13 protein-coding genes and 1 pseudogene are annotated in these 14,916 nt (G+C 59.6%); 7 read left to right on the top strand and 7 right to left on the bottom strand.

Going from position 1 to position 14,916, the window contains the following annotated elements; genetic code table 11:
* Nucleotides 1-140: 140 nt before the first annotated feature.
* Complete coding sequence (locus J4G43_RS12220; protein ID WP_208084946.1) at nt 141-467, top strand: DUF7884 domain-containing protein; 327 nt, start codon at nt 141-143, stop codon at nt 465-467.
* A 185-nt stretch (nt 468-652) separates the two neighbouring features.
* Here J4G43_RS12220 and tnpC read toward each other — a convergent pair whose 3' ends face one another.
* Nucleotides 653-2,197 carry an IS66 family transposase gene (gene tnpC / locus J4G43_RS12215; RefSeq protein ID WP_224517700.1) on the bottom strand — a complete coding sequence of 515 codons (1,545 nt, stop codon included), beginning with the start codon at nt 2,195-2,197 and terminating at the stop codon, nt 653-655.
* Nucleotides 2,198-2,520: 323 nt separating this feature from the next.
* Between tnpC and J4G43_RS12210 the strand changes: the two genes are divergently transcribed.
* Nucleotides 2,521-3,018 carry a hypothetical protein gene (locus tag J4G43_RS12210; RefSeq protein ID WP_225004817.1) on the top strand — a complete coding sequence of 166 codons (498 nt, stop codon included), beginning with the start codon at nt 2,521-2,523 and terminating at the stop codon, nt 3,016-3,018.
* Nucleotides 3,019-3,212: 194 nt separating this feature from the next.
* Nucleotides 3,213-3,407, top strand: coding sequence for a hypothetical protein (locus J4G43_RS12205; protein WP_208084945.1), 195 nt, complete (start codon nt 3,213-3,215; stop codon nt 3,405-3,407).
* Between the two features lie 196 nt (nt 3,408-3,603).
* Here the strand turns inward: J4G43_RS12205 and J4G43_RS12200 are convergent, their stop codons facing one another.
* On the bottom strand, nt 3,604-3,867 hold the full coding sequence (locus tag J4G43_RS12200) for a hypothetical protein (RefSeq protein WP_208089298.1): 264 nt from the start codon (nt 3,865-3,867) through the stop codon (nt 3,604-3,606).
* A 1,187-nt stretch (nt 3,868-5,054) separates the two neighbouring features.
* Between J4G43_RS12200 and tnpA the strand changes: the two genes are divergently transcribed.
* Nucleotides 5,055-5,438: an IS66-like element accessory protein TnpA gene (gene tnpA, locus J4G43_RS12195; protein WP_208084944.1), complete on the top strand. Its 384-nt coding sequence runs from the start codon at nt 5,055-5,057 to the stop codon at nt 5,436-5,438.
* Between the two features lie 166 nt (nt 5,439-5,604).
* On the opposite strand, the gene J4G43_RS12190 is transcribed toward tnpA, so the two are convergent.
* Nucleotides 5,605-5,901: a hypothetical protein gene (locus tag J4G43_RS12190; protein WP_208084943.1), complete on the bottom strand. Its 297-nt coding sequence runs from the start codon at nt 5,899-5,901 to the stop codon at nt 5,605-5,607.
* Between the two features lie 290 nt (nt 5,902-6,191).
* Nucleotides 6,192-6,542 carry a hypothetical protein gene (locus tag J4G43_RS12185; RefSeq protein WP_208084942.1) on the bottom strand — a complete coding sequence of 117 codons (351 nt, stop codon included), beginning with the start codon at nt 6,540-6,542 and terminating at the stop codon, nt 6,192-6,194.
* Between the two features lie 478 nt (nt 6,543-7,020).
* Between J4G43_RS12185 and J4G43_RS12180 the strand changes: the two genes are divergently transcribed.
* Nucleotides 7,021-8,070: a SphA family protein gene (locus tag J4G43_RS12180; RefSeq protein ID WP_208084941.1), complete on the top strand. Its 1,050-nt coding sequence runs from the start codon at nt 7,021-7,023 to the stop codon at nt 8,068-8,070.
* Nucleotides 8,071-8,450: 380 nt separating this feature from the next.
* Entirely contained in the window at nt 8,451-9,719 is a 1,269-nt protein-coding gene (locus tag J4G43_RS12175) for an IS256 family transposase (protein WP_038952271.1), read from the top strand.
* A 161-nt stretch (nt 9,720-9,880) separates the two neighbouring features.
* Here J4G43_RS12175 and J4G43_RS12170 read toward each other — a convergent pair.
* A pseudogene (locus tag J4G43_RS12170) lies at nt 9,881-10,904 on the bottom strand (IS110 family RNA-guided transposase).
* A gap of 918 nt (nt 10,905-11,822) precedes the next feature.
* On the opposite strand from J4G43_RS12170, the gene J4G43_RS12165 reads away from it, so the two are divergent.
* The gene (locus J4G43_RS12165; protein ID WP_208084940.1) at nt 11,823-12,587 is read left to right on the top strand and encodes an outer membrane protein; all 765 of its coding nucleotides are present in this window, start codon (nt 11,823-11,825) and stop codon (nt 12,585-12,587) included.
* Between the two features lie 412 nt (nt 12,588-12,999).
* Here the strand turns inward: J4G43_RS12165 and J4G43_RS12160 are convergent, their stop codons facing one another.
* Both J4G43_RS12160 and J4G43_RS12155 read right to left on the bottom strand, forming a co-directional pair.
* Nucleotides 13,000-13,665: a helix-turn-helix domain-containing protein gene (locus J4G43_RS12160; protein ID WP_208084939.1), complete on the bottom strand. Its 666-nt coding sequence runs from the start codon at nt 13,663-13,665 to the stop codon at nt 13,000-13,002.
* Nucleotides 13,666-14,026: 361 nt separating this feature from the next.
* Nucleotides 14,027-14,839: a class I SAM-dependent methyltransferase gene (locus J4G43_RS12155; protein WP_208089297.1), complete on the bottom strand. Its 813-nt coding sequence runs from the start codon at nt 14,837-14,839 to the stop codon at nt 14,027-14,029.
* Nucleotides 14,840-14,916 lie beyond the last annotated feature (77 nt).

Below are 14,916 nucleotides of genomic sequence, written 5' to 3'. Positions count from 1 at the left end.
TTAGCAATGCCGCAGTACCCGCGTGTCCCCGACGAACGGACTGGACTTGGACAACAACCAAGATCCGTTTGAATCGGATCGCCGTGCGCTGTTTCGCGTACCTTATTGAATAGACCTGCGGGGGCCACGGAGGCTGTCACGTGCGTTTGTTGTCCGATCTGCTCCGACGCTTCATACGACAAGGCACTCTGCGAGTCCGTGACGCTGAGGGCACGGTCCATGTCTTCGGCGAATGCCAGCCCGGCCCCGAGGTCGCCATCCGTCTCCACGATCGCAAGCTCTACTACAAACTGTTCATCAATCCGGAATTATACGCCGCCGAAGCCTATATGGACGGCAAACTGACGTTGGAGGACAGTAACGAAATCCAAGATTTTCTGCTGCTGTTCTCGGTCAACCGGGCCGGGCTTTATTCGTACAGCTCACAGAAGCTGATGCGACGGGTGTGGCGTGGTCTGCGCCGCTGACATCAAGCCAATCCGATCGGGCTTGCCGCCGCCCACGCCCGCCACCACTACGACATCTCGACCGAACTTTATCGTAAGCGACGTTCGCGTCCCACTCGCAAAGGTTTGGCGTGGGGATTGCAGTCTGTTGATCAACGTGTTTGCAAATCGTTGGCGGGGGGTATGGAGGCGGCAACGACGGAGAATTACGAGGTGCGGCCGAACGACCAGGGCAGGAGCTCGTCGATCCGGGACTGCGGGTGACCGGTTGCGATCGCCTTGAGCGTCGCTTTCATCCAGACGTAGGGCTCCACGCTGTTGATTTTGCAGGTGGCGATGAGCGAAGCTATGCGCGCCCATGAACGACCACCTTCGTCGTGACCAGCAAATAAACTATTTTTACGCGTCAGAGTCAGCGGCCTGATTTGATTTTCGACGGGATTGGTGTCCATCTCAACGCAACCATCGTCGAGAAACAAGGTGAGGCCATCCCAATGGTTCAGGAGATAGGCGATCGCCTTGCCCATCTCGCTGCCCGGCGACAGGCGAGCGGCTTGCTCGCGCAGAAACCTCTCGAGTTCAGCGACGAGCGGCCGTGATCGCTCGTTACGGGTCGTTTGCCGAGCCGGGGCGTCGGCGCCACGGATCTCCTTCTCGATCGCATAGAGTGCGGCGATGCGCGCGAGAACGGCTTCGGCGATGGGTGAGCCGGCTTTCGGAGTCGCTGCGATGATCTTGCGCCTTGAGTGGGACCAACATGCGGCCAGCCGCAGCGGCACGCCGCCTTTGCGCTTGGGCCGTGCGAGCCGATGATAGCCCTGGTATCCGTCGACCTGAAGGATGCCGTCGAAGCCCTCGAGGATGCGCTCAGCATGGTCACCACCGCGTCCTGGCGCGTAGTGGTAGACCACGATTGGTGGATCAGCGCCGCCGTGGCCGCGATCGTCGCGCAGGACAGCCCACAGATAGCCGGTCTTCGTTCGGCCCCGGCCCGGATCGAGCACAGGCGCCCTGGTCTCGTCTATGAACAAGCGGCCCGATTGCTTCATCACGACGCTCATGCGCTCGACCAGCGGCGCGAGGTGGAAGGCGACCGTTCCCATCCAGTCTGCCAGAACGGCGCGATCGATGAAGATGCCATGCCGAGCCAGAACCTGCGACTGACGATAGAGTGGCATGTGCTCGCTGAACTTGGCGACCGCCACCTGCGCCAGCAGCGCCTCGGTGGGGATGCCACCCTCCACGAGATGGGCGGGCGCCGGCGCCTGAGCAACACCGGTGCAGCCCTTTGCGCAGGCGTAGCGCGGTCGCACCGTCTCGATCACACGATACTGGGCGGCCATGACATCGAGACGGCGGGAGCGATCCTCGCCGATCTGGACCATCCGGCCGCAGCCGCAGGGACACTCGAGGTTCTCGGGTTCGATCACCTGCTCGATGCGCGGCAGGTGCGCGGGAAAGGCACGGGCAGCGCGCCTGGTCCGGCGGCTGGACGGCGCCGTGCCGGCGCGGCGCGCACGATCGTCCTGGCGTTCCTGGACTTCGGCGATGGCAATCTCGATGTCCTCGAGAACCAGTTGCATCTGATCGGGATTGAACTTCTCCGAGCGTTTACCGAAACGTGCGCGCTCGTACTCCTTCACGAGCAGTTCGAGGCGTTCGACGCTCTCTTTGGACGCAGCCAGTTCACTCTCGACATGAAGGCGCGCCGAGCATTCATCGTCTGCGCGACGACGCTCGGCTTCAATCATCGCTTCCTGCGCGCGGAAGAGCGCGCGCACATCGGCGGGCAGCGCTGCAAGACGGGCGGGATCAATGGGGGACGGCGGCACATCCGCAAGCTATCATCCCAAAGCCCCGCGCGAAACAGGTTGTCGGGTCTGAGTCAGTTCGCCGCAGCTGGCGTCGCGACAATCCGTTCGCCCACTCGCTTCCAGTTCAGATCAAATGGGAGAAAAGCTCCGCTTACGATACAATCAGGGGAAGCCGCGATGCAGCTATGTGACTTTGCGCTATGCAGTTTGTGCCAATTTAACGCGGCGGGCCGTCACCAGACCCAATACAGGACGCCTTCGTGCACAGCCGCGCTGACAGCAAGCTTTCACGGGTGTTTGGCATGACGAACTTGAAATCGAGAGCCCTCTATTTGCTTCTTCTCCTGGGTCAACTGACGGGAGCGCTATTTATAATCTTGGACGGTCTGCCCGAATTTAGGCACTTGATGACCTATCCCGGTGAGCAGCTACCTTTCGAACGGTCTGACAATCTTGCAGCGCCAATCATGATCGTTGCGATGCAAGTCGCCTATTGGTATCGCCTTCGATGCGTTCCGCTTCCCCCTCAGCGCTCGAACCCAATCCTGAGCCACCTGTTTCTGTTTCTGGGGCGCCTTGCTTTCATTTTCGGTGGCTCACTGTTCGGCGTCGTGTTCTTCAGACATTTGCCCGAGATCAATCACGGCGCCGATCTCTGGCTCATGTTCCGTCGCGGGCTGCAACTCATGGCGTCGCTGTTCGCGCTATTCTGCGTCAAACTGGAACGACTGGGGCGTGCCCTTGGAGGCAGCCAATAGAAACGACGGATGCCGGTCATCCGCTTCGCATTGGCACAAAGTGCACTAGCCACGCACCGGGTTTGTGCTTCCCTACGATACGCCTCGCCGATCTTTCCAGCCCCCAAGCTTCCTAAGCTTGGCGAGAACGTAGAAGGCCCCGGCGCGGTCAGCAACTTCGTCGGGGCCGGCTAACGCGCAAGATAGCCGAGACGATGGACGCAGAGGAAGATCGCCAACGGGGTTTAGAGCTGGGGCGCCGATGGGCGGAGCATGCTTCAGCACATGAGCTTGCGACCATGGTGAGCGGCTCGTTCGATGATCTCAGCCAAATTCTGCCATCGGATACGTCCGATCATTTCGTCGGCGGCTTTCGCGAGGGCGTGTTGCGCGTCTGGCGCGGAGCCTAGGCCTCTCGCAGCACAAGGGCGCCCGGATGGGGACCAAGCGCCCTTGCACCCCCATCGTTGGCCGATCCAGGTGTGAGTTCTAAGGGATCGTGGACAAGCCGACGAACGCTGGATTACCGAGCGAATCAATGGCTGAGTCCCGTGCCGCAATTGAGGCGGCTGCATCTTTTCAACAATGCGGCACAGACACACTGCCCTACCGCCGCACCCCAACGCGATTGACGCCGCCGTTTGCATTGCCCCCTGCGTTATGACGGACGGCAGCGCGCGCCACCGGACGAGGCCTGAGCACGACGCCAGCCCTTGCAACGCACCCCACCGGATATTCAACGTACTGGCAATACACGACCGCCTTGGCTGGCGTTGGATTGAGCGTGAGACCCCCCAACCCCAGCAGGACGCTGGCGGCAATCCCGGCAACTGTCGCTGACTCGATCGACAAACTCTTTGTCCGATGCATGGTGATCCTCCCTTTCGCCGCGAACCGATAGAGATGCATCGCGGCAAGCACTTGTGGGTGGAAAGTAGAGTGGGTGATGTTGACGTAGATCAACGCTGGATGCGACGTCGCGCTCAATAGCTCGGACGATTTGGATAATAACCGCATTGCCGGTGGTACGCTCCCGTGGCCCTGCTCCGACGGCAGCTGCGCCTACAGCAGCTCCATAGCACCCGCGCCACGATACGCGCGCCGATGCACTCGCCTATGAACCCCCGCAACGCTGCCAGGTGTGAGCGGACGACCGACACGAGCGTCAGCTTTGTCGAGGGAGATAACGATAGTCCCGGCTGGTGACCAATGAAACGACACGGGCGCCAAGCACAACATCGCTGCCCCGAGGGCCGCCCCGAGCACCGTTGTACTTTTCATGTACTTGCTCTTAATTGGTTGGGGCGTGCTTGGTGGACGCGCGGCTACTTTTTCTCTTCGGCAGCACCGTCATGCCGCTCTTCGCGCCGCTCTGTGCGCCCCGTCCGTCGCTCCTGACGCTGTTCTGTTCGCCCCGTCCGTCGATCCTGACGCCGTTCTGTGCGCCCTGTGCGTCGTTCCTGACGTCGCTCCGTGCCCGACTGCGGTGTCTCAGTGGAAGGCGCTGCGGGCGTGGCCGGTGCGGTTGAGGTCTGGGCGTCAGCATCTGACACCATCAGAATTGCAGGCGAGGCCAGGAACCCGAAGACGGCTGCGTATCCACAAACAGCAAGAGCGCCTCGACGGCTGACCATCGATTCCGATCGTTCACCCATATCTCAAACTCCGTGTCTCCCGCCCTCTTGCAGGTCGCCCAAATTCCGGAGAGTGGATGTTGATCTAAATCAACCTATAGGCATCCGCCCGCCAATGCTGGACACAGGCAAGCCGTTAACAGCGGTTCCTCACGCCCTGCGCTTGGACTCCCAAGGTCTGCCTTTGTCTTACCAACGGGCATCGTCAGCGCGACGGGACATGTCCGAAACGGGCCGATTGTGTTGCCAAAGTTGAAAGTTGGAGGGCTCAAGACTTTTCGCGAAAACACTACGCAGTGAGCGACCGCTGACTCGTATGACCTCAATCGCGTTACCGAAGTCGCCTGTGAATTTCGTGTGAGGCGTCTCCCTCCGGTGAGGGCCGCCTTGTCGGGTTAGGGCGAGTGCTGTGTAACAGCGCTTATGGACAGCAATAGGTTCAGTGCTCAGATCGAACGGTTCGAGGTTGTCGAGACTGGTCGTCGCCGCCGCTGGACCGATGATGAGAAACTCAAGATCGTTCTGGAGAGTTTGCAGGCACCGCGTGCTGTCTCGCCGACAGCACGACGATACGGTATGTTGACTTGGCGACGATCGTTTGGGACGCGGACGAGCGAACAACGCCAGCCAGCCTTTGTGCCGGCGATGGTGATGCCAGACCAGCTGCCGGAGCCGGCAGTAGCTTCAGCCGGCCCAGCGAGCGGACGCATGGAGATTGTCATCGGCCAGGCCTGTCGCGTAATCGTGGACGCCGGCGTTGATATGACCGCGTTGTCTCGCGTACTGGATCTGCTGGAGCGGCGATGATCCCGATCGCGGCAGGGGCGAGGATCTGGATCGCAACCGGTCACACTGACATGCTCGGAGCGAACAAGTGTTTGCTGCAACGACAGCAAGCCCTGGTCGATCTGGGTCAAAAGCGGTGGTCCGTTCATTGTCCATCAAGCTCCAGCCCAGCTTGTCCCACCCTTCTCTATCCGGCTATGCCGGTGTTAACCGAACCAAGCTTCTCTTTTTCCTGACTTAAGAGTTTTTCCACCGTGCAGCGCTGGTCTTCGCCAAGCGACATGAATTTGAGCAAGGTTTCATAATAAGCGATGTTTTGTTTCTGGACATAAGATTCCACGGGAACGCCGCTTCCCTTCTTCGAAAGCGGAATTTCGCCAAGGGCACGGGCGCGCTTCAGCTGCGCCACTTTCTGCTCGGCGCTGGCGGTCTCGCTCAGTGCGCTCGAGTACAATTTAATAGTCTCGACGATCAGCGCGAGCACTAGAAAACTGGCGGCGATCAGCCCGAACAGCCGCCCGACGTAAAACGGCTCATACCCTTCGTCACTAGAAGCGAATAATCGCCGCCCTGCATCACTATCGGGAGCAAGTCGTGTCCCGAGGTCGCGATCAAGACGAATGCCGGTGTCAATATCGCCACGCCAACGGTTGAACCGATGATCCCCTATGACCTGGCCAGGCGTCCATGCTGATCTGTCGTTATCAACTGGACCCCGGTCCTATATCGCATAACACAGGTGGGCGTCGGCGCATTGGGCGCACTACATCAGGGTCAGGTCCGAAAGGTGCCGTGGGTTTCTCCAAGGTCGGCAAAGCAGCGGCCAATTACATCAATGGGCGGCTTGCAATCGGTTTTCCATTCCCGATTTGGAGCGGTGTTTGCCGGCACCTGTACAGGATGCCTTTTGCCATTAGCCTCAGACCCTGCTTGGTTGGCTGGCAACCTGTCACTCTTGACCGTGCGGTTCACGAACTGACGAGTAACTATTGCGACTTCAGTACGAGTATCCGACTGAAAGCCTGCCGCCGTACCCGACGGAGAAATGAGTTGGGGCACTGCCAATGAACTAGTAATGCCCACCAGGCAGGTAAGTGAATGCAACGCGAGTGTCTTGATAATCATGATGCTACCTCGTCTCAAGGAGGGCATTCCACGCTTGGATTTATGGCACCCGTACAGGCTTGATTACTGATCCAAATCAAGTCCGCGCCAGAGCGCCCGCGAGAAGCGACTACGCCCAAAGTCGTGAGGCCAGGCCAATGTCGCGGTTGGGTCACGAGCCGTAATACTTGCGGGCAAATCAAGTCGGCTCTGCCTTCGATAGGAGACCTCAGCAAGACCTCCCATATTTGTCGAGATGGGCCCAGGAACGAACCTCGCTTGGGCAAAGAAACCGAACATCTCCAGCGCCAAGCAACTCTTGGATGAGCCGAGACTGCGTCATCGCCGTAATACAAATATCCCCCGCTGTTACCATTCTGTCACGGGTTTCGACGCTGCTTGTGCCCTAGTATTGAATGCCGTCGTAACTTGAGGCCGCGCGGTTCGCGGCGCTTTCTAGTAGCCGCCACTGGTTGCAAATGCCGCCCAGAGGTTTGCAATGAGATCAAACAAACCGGAAAGCCGCGTCATCAATTATGCGGCGGTTGCTGCTCTCGTGCTTTGCGCTGATGTTTCGCATGCCGACCAGGGCGGTAGCTCATTCTGGTTTCCGGGTCAGTTTGCGAGCCTCGTGGCCATGCAGCAGACACCGGGCTGGGCGCTCAGTGTCATCGATTACCATTCCGGCGTCGCCGCCGCGGGGGGCGCTGCTGCGGCCAAAGAGATCCTGGCCGGCAAAATCCCCGCGAATGTCAACGTTAATCTGAATCTGAGTCTGAGCGGGCGGGCCGATCTGGTCGCCCTTGCGCCATCGTATACTTTCGCGACGGCAGTGCTTGGCGGTCAGTTGGTCGTGGGCATGTCCGGCCAGTACGGCAGAGCCGCCACCAGTATCGCCGGGACACTGACAGCGATAGCCGGACCGATTGTGGTGACGCGCACCGGAATGCTCGAAGGCTCGCTTACCTCCTACGGCGACCTCGCGCCATTCGCGCAACTGCTATGGAGCCACGGCGTCGACAATTACATGGCTTACGTCACGGGCAATGTTCCCGTCGGCGACTATGATCCGACGCGGATTCCCAATATCGGGCTCGGGCACGGTGCGATCGACATTGGAGGCGCCTATACCTATTTCGACCCGGCGGCAGGAAACGAAATCTCGGGCGTCGCCGGCCTTACCTACAATTTCAGGAATCCCGACACCCTGTACCGGAGCGGCATCGATTTCCACTTCGACTGGGGCGCATCTCACTACCTCACCAAGCAGCTTTTCGTCGGCATTGTCGGATATGCCTACCAGCAAATCACCGACGACTCAGGCCAGAACCCGATCCTCGGTGGCTTCAGGTCACGCGTTTTCGGTGTCGGTCCGCAAATCGGGTACAGCTTCCCGGTCGCAGGCATGCAGGGCTCCCTTAGCCTGAGGGGATACGGCGAGTTCGGTGCAGCCAACCGTCCGTCAGGATGGAATACCTGGCTGACGTTCACCATTTCCCCGTCCGCGCCTGCCGCCATAGCGCCCACGAAGCATCCGGTTGTGAAATAGCCTTGTGCCAACCGGACGTCCGCTGCGATCGGTCGATGTCTCAAATGGGTCAATCGCGTCGCTTTGACTTTCGCCTGTTCATTTCCGGACTCCGACAATCGGACGTACTCGGTTTCGGCCGTTACTTCGCTGATGGGCCATGTGTGGACGGCTCCAGGTTGGCAAAAAGAATCTTCACGTCGCAGCATTGGTCGGAGCAGCCATGTGTTCGGCCTATTTGCGCGGTACACGTGACCGCTGGCCATAATGCCCTCCGCGGATCAGGTCCCGATCAAAAGCACGCGAGCTATGGCGGAATCTGGGTGATGACGGTGTGAGGAAGGCGGCGTATCGAGGCGGGTGACGAGCCTGCCAGAACCTCTCGAGGAGAGCGATACGCCATGACCGAGACTACCAATGTTCTTGCTTTCCGTCAGCCGTCCGCGGTTGATGATCCACTGACCGATATCGTTCGTGCCGGCGCGCGGGACCTGCTTGCCAGGGCGATCGAGATCGAGGTTGGCGCGTTTCTGGCCAGCACGGCCAATCTGACGCTGCCCGACGGTCGAGCGCGCCTGGTCCGACATGGGCACGGTCCGGTGCGCGAGATTGCGACCGGCATCGGTCCGGTGGAGGTCGCTCGTCCCAAGGTCCGCGACCGCGGAGCGAGCGGGCCAGGCGACCGCCTCCGCTTCAGTTCGGCAATCCTGCCGCTATGGGCGCGGCGGACGAAGAGCCTGGATGCCTTGATCCCGGTCCTCTATTTGCGCGGCATCTCGACCGGCGACTTCCAGGAGGCGCTCTCGGCGCTGCTCGGCAAGGATGCGCCGAACCTGTCGCCTTCGGTGATCGCCGGCCTGAAGGCCGATTGGCAGGTCGAGTACGAACGCTGGCAGAGACGCGATCTGTCGGCGCGTCGCTATGTCTACATCTGGGCCGATGGCGTGTACCTGCAGGCCCGCATGGAAGATCACAGCGAATGCATGCTGGTGCTGATTGGCACCACGCCGGAAGGCAAGAAGGAGCTGATCGGCTTCCAGGTCGGCGTGCGCGAGAGCGCGCAGAGCTGGCGCGAACTCCTGATCGACCTGCGGCAACGCGGGTTACGGATTGCCCCGCAACTCGCCATCGGCGACGGCGCCCTCGGCTTCTGGAAGGCACTGGACGAGGCCTTTCCCGGCACGCGGCACCAACGATGCTGGTGCCATAAAGTGAGCAACGTACTCGACAAGGTCGCCAAATCCGTGCAGGGCCCCATGAAGAACGACCTGCGGAACATCTATCTGGCCCCACACCGGGCCGAAGCTGAAACCGCGATCGACGTCTTCGTCGAGAAATACCACGTCAAATACGGACGTGCGGTGGAGTGCCTGATCAAGGATCGCCATGCGCTGCTCGCCTTCTTCGACTTCCCTGCTGAGCACTGGATCCACCTACGCAGCTCGAACCCGATCGAGAGCGTCTTCGCCACGGTGCGCCACCGAACGGTGCGGACCAAGGGATCGCTGTCGCAACAAACTGCGAAGCTGATGGTGTTCAAGCTCATCGACGCCGCATCGAAGACCTGGCGGCGATTGAAGAGCACGAACCAGTTGCCGAAAGTCATCGCCGGTGTAAAGTTCATCGACGGAATCGAAGTCATTCCGAACACTGAAAGCCACGCCGCCTGATCAGGCCGCGTCACCCAAAATCAGCCATAGCTCAAAGCACGCATTCGAAGATGCTATGGCCCGATGTGGGTTGTCCTGATCGCCGGGTCGACCGGCGCTGCATTACGTGCTGTTCGCCCTTCCAACCGTTACGTCACACCGGCGTGGCCAGTGTGATCTCGTTACGCCGTGAGCGCGGCGGGTTCCTTGTAGCGTTCGTTCCTGGCCATCATCGCCCATGCCATCCTGGGAAGTTTGTTGGCGAGCGCGATCGCAGCGACCTTTGTGGGGCGCCTCGCCAATAACGAGGTGAGCCAGGGCCGATACCGGGTGCCATGGATCTTGGCGTAGCGGATCACGGCGAGGGCGCCAGCCGTGAACAGACTGCGCAAGTAGCGATCGCCTTGCTTACTGATGCTGCCGAGCTTGTCCTTGCCCCCCGCTCGAGTTCTGCTTCGGTACGAGCCCAATCCAGGCCGAGAAATCCCGCCCCGATCGGAAGGACTTGGCATCGGCAACACTCGCGACTAGCGCAGTGGCCAGCGCTGGCCCGACGCCGGGGACCGCGTCCAGCCGTTGGCTCGTTGCATCTGATCGATGCCAGGCGATGATGCGTCGGTCGAACTCCAGAATCTGGGCCTTCAGGGCTCGCAATTGACTGCCGAGAGCAACGAGACACGCACGGGCCACCTCGGGGAGCCGACAGTCGGCTGGATCGGCGACGACTTCCAGCAGTTGCTCGACACCCCTGCGTCCAACAGGGGCGACAATCCCGAACTCGGCAAGATAGGCGCGGATTGAATTGATCACGGCAGTCTGCTGGCGGACGAAGAGATGGCGCGCGCGGTGAAGCATCAGACAGCTCTGTTGCTCAACCGTCTTGGTCGGCACGAACCGCATGTTGGGTCTCGTGACCGCCTCGCAAATCGCCTCCGCGTCGGTGGCGTCGTTCTTCTGCCGCTTGACGTAGGGCTTCACATAGACCGGAGGCATCAGTTGCACCGTATGCCCCAACGCCTGCAGCTCGCGGGACCAGTGGTGCGATGACGCGCAAGCCTCGATCCCGACCAGGCATGGCGGCAGCTTTTGGAAAAACGCCAGGACATGGTGGCGCCTCAATTGACGGCGCACGACCACTTGGCCGGCTGCATCAATGCCATGCACTTGAAAGACCGACTTCGCGATATCCAGACCGATTGTCGAAATTGACTACATAGGTCGCTCCTCCGAATCGTGGGAGCCTCAAAACGGCGCCCACTCCTTGGCACTCTCGTGCCCGTGGAGGAGCCGTCCACAGCATCAAAAGCCGACCTGCCAGGGGCAGGGAATGCTCCGATGAGCGGCGGTGGTGGCATGGCAGACACGATCGAACCGGCAGGGCGTTACCAGCGGCCCTTGGTCACCTAGCGTGCTCACCGTCGATCAGGCGAAGGGGGCGGCCCCGGTTGGCTTCGCTGGCAGCGGATGCCAAAAACTCATTTAGCAGGTGTCGTTTGATCACTGATCGGTTCACGCTCGCCTTGGGAAGCGAGTAAGAGAACGCGCTCGGCAACTTCCGCCGCAGATCGCTGCTGCTGACGAGTGAATGACGGACTGGAAAGAACGTCGTCTAGAACGTCGCGGAGCATATGTACCGTTGCCGTGTCGTACGTCATGCGCCGAGTACCCCACTCGTCGAAACAAGATGCGTCGTAGTGATGGTGCAAGCGAAGAAAGGGAAGCGTCACCGGGCTCGAAATAAGCGTCCCGGCAGCGCTTATTCTCTAACCGAGCGCTGAAATCCCAGTTGTCCTGCATTTTGCAATGGTCATGCCACAGGTTTGTGACGCCGGTTCGCGCCGGGGGTCCCATGCCACAGTTGAACGGCGACCGGGGGCCCCAATCAGGATCTACAGTCCTAACTCCCGCGGACTTTCTCCAGGGTCGGCGGATTTTCTTCTGCCGTAATAAGCACGTTGGCGTGCATTTGGTTCCCTGTAAGTCCTTAATAAAGATATTCCCGCTAAAGATCTGAGCCGAGTGTTGCGGCTTGGCTACATCAACCTGCGGACGAACGGGATAGCATCGATTCCTTAGGTGGGCGTCGTGCCTTTTTTGAACTTCTTTCTGGGGAGATTGCTCGTAATGAAAAAGCTTCTGATAGCCGCAGCCGGGATGATGGCCGTAGCTCTATCCGCCCCCGCGTCGGCGGCTGATCTGGCGGCCCGTCCCTACACCAAGGCGCCGCCCCCGGTGGTCGCGCCGATCTATGACTGGACGGGATTCTACATCGGTGCCAACGGAGGTTGGGGACAAAGCCACGGTTGTGTGGATTTCGTGACGCCCGCAGGGACAGTCGCAGGTGGTTGCGCCGATCGCTCCGGAGGCCTCGCGGGCGGACAGATCGGGTACCGCTGGCAAACGAATCAATTTGTGCTCGGCCTGGAAGCGCAGGGAGATTGGGCCGAAATCAAGAACACGCGCGTCAGTCTGATCGATCCATCGATTTCGACCACGGGCAAGATTGACGCCATCGGGCTCCTCACGGCGCAACTCGGTTGGGCGTGGAACGCCTCGCTGTTCTACGTGAAGGGCGGCGCCGCCGTGACGCGCAATCGATTCGATATATTCAACAACATCACCGGGGTCGGCCTGGCATCGGCAGGCCACACACGCTGGGGCGGCGCCCTCGGCGTTGGCTGGGAGTACGGCTTCACGCCCAACTGGTCGTTCGGTATCGAATACGACCATCTCTGGATGGGGCGTGATAATGCCGGCTTCGCAGGCGTGGTTACTCCTAGAGGGTTCATCCTCACCGGCAGCGGAGTCAGCCAAGATGTGGACATGGTCACGCTTCGGTTGAACTACCGCTTCGGTGGATACGGCGCACCGGTCGCGGCCAGATACTGATCGCACGCATCTTCGCAAACCAAAGCCCCGGCTCGCCGGGGCTTTTTTGTGGTTATGAATTTTCTGGCCTTTGCCACCTTAAAGAGTCTGAGTTGGGTCAATCGCGTCACTTTGTCCGCGTGCCGTTCTCCTACGGTCTACCCCCTGCGCACTGACATCGTCAGACCACCCGGCATGGCTCACGCGGGCCAACAGGCGATATCTAAGAGGCCCCAACTCAGGCCTTGATGTCGTCTTTCGGGGGGCGCAATTCGCTATTGGCCCATGCTTGAAAGTCCGGGACCTGTATTGGGTCAATGTCGTCACACTTGATGCAGCGAAACTTGCGACCGCCTGTCTTAACGATCACGAAGTGCATCGGCTTGCCGCATTTCGGGCAGATCGGGGGGGGGGAGTTTTTGGGCATGGGCGCTCACGCGTCGAACTTCGCGAGGACCTGACGGTCTAGCAATTCGAGCCGACGCTGAGTGTTTCCGTCAAAACGTAGTAATGCTTCGTCTCGAAGCACGGAGAAAGCTCTGGAGACAGTTTCCAACGTAATTCCAAGATAGTCGGCGATGTCGCGGCGGTTCATTGGTAGGACGATCATCGGGGGATGGTTTAGCCGTTCATCCATTTCAAGAAGAAATGCGGCAACTCTCTCGAGGGCAGTCTTTCGCCCCAAGAGAAGCATGTGATCTTCAGCGTGCTGGAGATTTTGCGTAACGTAGCAAATGAGGGTCTTTGTGCTGACCACTCGACTTTGCATCGCATTGAGGATGCTGCCTCGCTTTATGATGCGAACGTGAGTTTCGACGAGAGCGTCAGCGCTAAACCGGTGCGTGATTCCATTCTCAAATCCGAACATGTCACCCTGTAGGTGAAACGCATTAATCTGGCGGCGACCATCTGGGAGCATCTTATACGTCCGTACCGCCCCCGAAGTAATTTGGTAGACGTATTCTGCGTCCTCACCTTCACCAAAAATCTCGATGCCTCTGCGATACTTGAACTCGCTGCAGGCGACGCGTCCGCCAGCGAGAGCGGCGAGGTGCCCGTCGATAGGCTGACAGGCGGCTGCGTTCGCATTTATTAGCATGGTTGAAACCTCCCTGTTCAGACTTTGCATGAGTTAAACAGAGAGGCCCCCCCAAGATTGATCGAGCGCAAATCTGGTCGGACCTTCGTACTCAACCGGAGGTGACTCTCACGGTGGAAATTCGGAAAAAGGAAGCCGCCAGCCCTTGGGAAGCCAGCGGCTTTGGGTGGGGTCGCGCGGTGGGGGCCACGCAACATTTTCTGTAGCTCCAGCGGATGGATCTCCTGTTGATCAGGATCAAGCGGACTGTGAGCGGACATCACCGGATCCGCGGTTCAGGTCCGCGAAGGGCCCAACAGGCGACATGCCCGGTAGCGATTTCTAAGTCTTTCGGTGCAGCCGAAGGTCGGGGTGGCAGCGCTCAACCACTTGTTTTAGCCCAGGCCGCCCGCTCGAAGTCGGCCATAAAATCGCGCGTGATCGGTACCGCATCGCGTTTGGTCGATAGAAGCAATTGAAACACCATGTGGGAGCCATGCAAGAATTCGAGTTCGACAGCGGCGAGGTAGAATTCCCACATCCGGCAGAACCGTTCGTCGTAGATTGCAGCGGCCTGTAGTCTATTTTTGGCGAAGCGCTCGCGCCAGTGTTTCACGGTGTAGCGATAATGCAGCCGAAGCACTTCCATGTCGTCGCACCACAGACCGCAGCGCTCCGTCGCGGCGAAGGTCTCGGATAGGGCCGGCACATAGGCGCCGGGAAAAATGTATTTGCGGATGAAAGGACCGGTGGTGCCAGGCTGCGACATCCGGCCGATGCAATGGACAAAGGCATAGCCGTCAGGGGTCAGGAGTTCGCGGATTTTGAGGAAATACTCGTCAAAATGTCCAATGCCGACGTGCTCCATCATGCCGACAGACACCACCCGGTCAAATTGGCCGTTGAGTTGGCGATAGTCCAATTCGCGAAACACGACTCGATCGGCCACGCCGGCGGCCTCGGCATAAACACGTGCTGCCCTGATCTGCTCGGGTGAAACATTGACTGCTGTGACATGGGCACCGGTCTCGCGCGCCAGATGGATGGCGAAGCCGCCCCAGCCGGAGCCGATCTCAGCGACGGTCATTCCAGGCTTTAATTGGAGTTTGCTGGTGGCGTGAACCAACTTGTTGCGCTGCGCCTGTTCGAGCGTCTCATGCTCGGGATCTCGAAAATAAGCGCAGGAATATTGCATCTGATCGTCGAGGAACAAACGATAAAGTGTAAGCGGAGCTTTTCTCCCATTTGATTGACTGGTTTCGCTTCGGCTTT

The organism is Bradyrhizobium barranii subsp. barranii, from assembly GCF_017565645.3.
Classification (GTDB): domain Bacteria; phylum Pseudomonadota; class Alphaproteobacteria; order Rhizobiales; family Xanthobacteraceae; genus Bradyrhizobium; species Bradyrhizobium barranii.
This window is presented reverse-complemented; position numbering and strand designations above follow the sequence as displayed.